Raw genomic sequence first — 2,787 nt, 5'->3', positions numbered from 1 at the left:
CTGACGCTCGTCCAGGTGCGGAAACAACACCGCGAATCTGACGGCGAGTTGATCAGACTCGGTGCGCAGCCACGAGGCTCCGACGCCGAGTCGCTCGGCTGCTTCGGTGACGGAGTAGAGCATCGGCCCCGACTTCTTCTTCTCCGCCGGCGTGCCGGTCGCCCCAGCCTGTCCCGGGAGCCCCCCGTTGAGGCCGAGCGCGGCCGACTCCGCCGCCGCCAGCAACACACCGAGGCCGCGCAGCCGGGCGCCGTCGCCGATTCCGTCGTCCGGGCCCGGCAGGCCGAGCGCGCGACGCTCCTGCGTCGCCGGATCGTCGGAGGGCATGAGCAGCGCCGCCAGGCGGTAGTCCTCCTCGCTCAGCGTGGCCCGCGTCTCGAGTGCTCGGAACAAGCGCAGTCGCTCGCTCTGCAGAGCCCGCTTGTCCAAGTTCCAGATCCGCGCGCGGAGATCCTCCCAGCCCTCGTGCATCTGAACCGCAGCGAGGGCATATGAGGTGCTGTCCGTATCCGGATGCGCCTTGGCCCGCCGGTGCATCGCGCAGACGTCCATCCCCTCCTCCACCGGGTACTTGCACGGGAAGCCGTAGAACGAGGTCACCGGCTCCGGGCAGCCCGGGCGGTTCTTGGCCAGGGACCGATGACTGCCCGACCGGATCTGACTAATCTGCTCCGCCGCGTTCCTCAGCCCCTGCGGCGGCACACCCCAAGCCTTCGCCGCATCCCTCGGACTGAGATGATCCAGCGCCCGCATCCGCTCCAATTGAACATGCCGCCCGGCCCGGCCGTCCCGAGCCGCCAGGTCCCCCCACCACTGCGGGACATGCTCGATCAACTCCCACAGCTGGGCTTCCCATTCGCCTTCCGCTGCCATCTGGGCCTTCAAGTTGCGGTCGTTCTCCTCCTTGTCCGGCCCATTGCAACCGGTACGCGGCGGCACATCGTTGATTATTGCGTCGATCAGGGCGCTGTGCACCTGCGGGGGCAACGGTCGACTGCGCGGCCAGCGCCGCGCAGCCTCGATGGCCCCCGCCGCCCGCAGTTCGCCAGCGATTCGCACAGCGAGGTCATCCGACTCAAAGCGGGCAGCGCAGGCCAACAGCAAATCCACGCTGGCACCGCGGGCCTGAAATACCGTCAGCACCAACTCGGCGTTCAACCGTGGCACGCAGCGCACAAGCCGTGTGGCCTCCGACGCGTCGACAGCGCGCAGTATGCCCGTACGTGCCGGATCAGCCACATCCTCCCGGGCGCAGAAGGCCGCCCGCTGCGGCGGCGTACCGTGGGCCACCAGCATTTCTGCGATGCTCGCCTGGGCGGCCTCCGGGAGGTCATCCCTCATGGCCAGCACTCGCCAAGCCTCCGGCAGCACCCCACCCTGCGCAGCCTCGCCCCGCCGACGCCGCGTGCCGGAGAGCGCAGCCGGGCGCTCCACGAGCGTGCCGTCCCTGCCAACCGGCGCCTCATCCCGCCCGCGCCGGCCTGCGGCCGTCTGCCTCGCGGTCGGGGAAGCAGCGGGAAGAACCGGATCGTCGACCGCGATCACAGCGCGCCGCCCACGTTCCTGACTCAGCCGACGGGTCCGCGTACTACGCGGCGGCTGCACCTCCCGGCCGACCGGCTCGTAGGCGACTATCGTCGCGCGGTCGAATCCACACTCGGGACACCGCTCCTCATACCCAGTGGGCCATTGAGCCCCGACATTCCGGGTGACTTCCGCGAGATGGCCGCAGTAGAGCCGCACACGCCAAAGCATCACCTCACGCGGAACGTCACTTCCCGCGCTCAGCAGCGCGTTCATATCCTCCCACTGCTCCTTCGACCATCGCGGCGCCTTCGCCGCCTGCTCCCTGGCCCACTCCCAGCGCGCCTCGGACTCACGCTGACGACGCTCGTCAGCCTTCGTCAGGACGTACTCATCCAACGGCAGACCATGACTCAGATACTCGACAGCCACGAAGACCGAAGGTAGGAGCACCACAACCCCGAGCCCAACCCCCGTAACCACCGAGTCGCTCGTTCGAGTGGCTAACATCCGGATCCCTCCGCCGTCACCGCCCCAGTCCGACAACCTGGTGGGAGCGCCCGGTTGGCCCTGGCGGGAGCGGCGGTACCGGTCGGGGCGGCACGGGGTAGGAACCCCGAGCAAGCCGCCCGCTACCGAGCCCGTCCGGCCGTCGGCAATAGCCTTCACCTGTAGGTACTGGACGAACATGGCCCCTCGGGGCTGGCGATGGTATCGTCCGGTCGGCCGACGAGCTGACTCTTAATCAGCGTGACAGAAGTTGCACTCGATTCTGGAACGGGCCAGCAAGATAGCTTCTCCTCTTTGTAATACCGGCGATCGCCCTCCGGCCGGCCCGGTGATCGGGAAGCACCAGCTCACACAGTCCGATCTCATGCAGCGAAATCAACCGCCCGGAACAACCGGCACCAGCCGTGCCCGACCCTCCACGCTCAACCAGGCACGAATCCGCAGGTCAGCGCCCGGCGCACGACCAGCCCATGTTTTCTGGCTCCTGCCGGGGGCACCAACCTGTGGTCGGTCTCACCCGGGGATCGCCGCAGGTCAGCCGCATGTTTTGCCAGTCGACTCCTCTCCCGTTTTGTGTGCCCCTGGGGACCGCCAAACGGGCAGGCCGCGCAAATAACACTGGTGCCAAGGAGAATCCGCAGGTCACGGCCGCTGATCCTCAGATCGGGATGCGAGTGATCGGCCGCAGGTTCGAGTCCCTCGACTTTCGACGTTCTGACAGTCATGCGACGGCGTCGGGGCTGGCTGCGGCCC

Annotated in this window: 1 protein-coding gene; it reads right to left on the bottom strand. The window is 68.1% G+C overall.

The features are described 5' to 3' along the window. On the bottom strand, positions 1-1,800 hold a 1,800-nt coding region (locus tag NGB36_RS32940), incomplete at its 3' end, for an HAD family hydrolase (protein ID WP_255924333.1). Between the last annotated feature and the right edge of the window lie 987 nt (positions 1,801-2,787).

This window comes from Streptomyces humicola (assembly GCF_024436035.1).
GTDB lineage: Bacteria > Actinomycetota > Actinomycetes > Streptomycetales > Streptomycetaceae > Streptantibioticus_B > Streptantibioticus_B humicola.
Note: the sequence above shows the minus strand (reverse complement) of the source record. Positions and strands in the feature narration are given on the sequence as shown.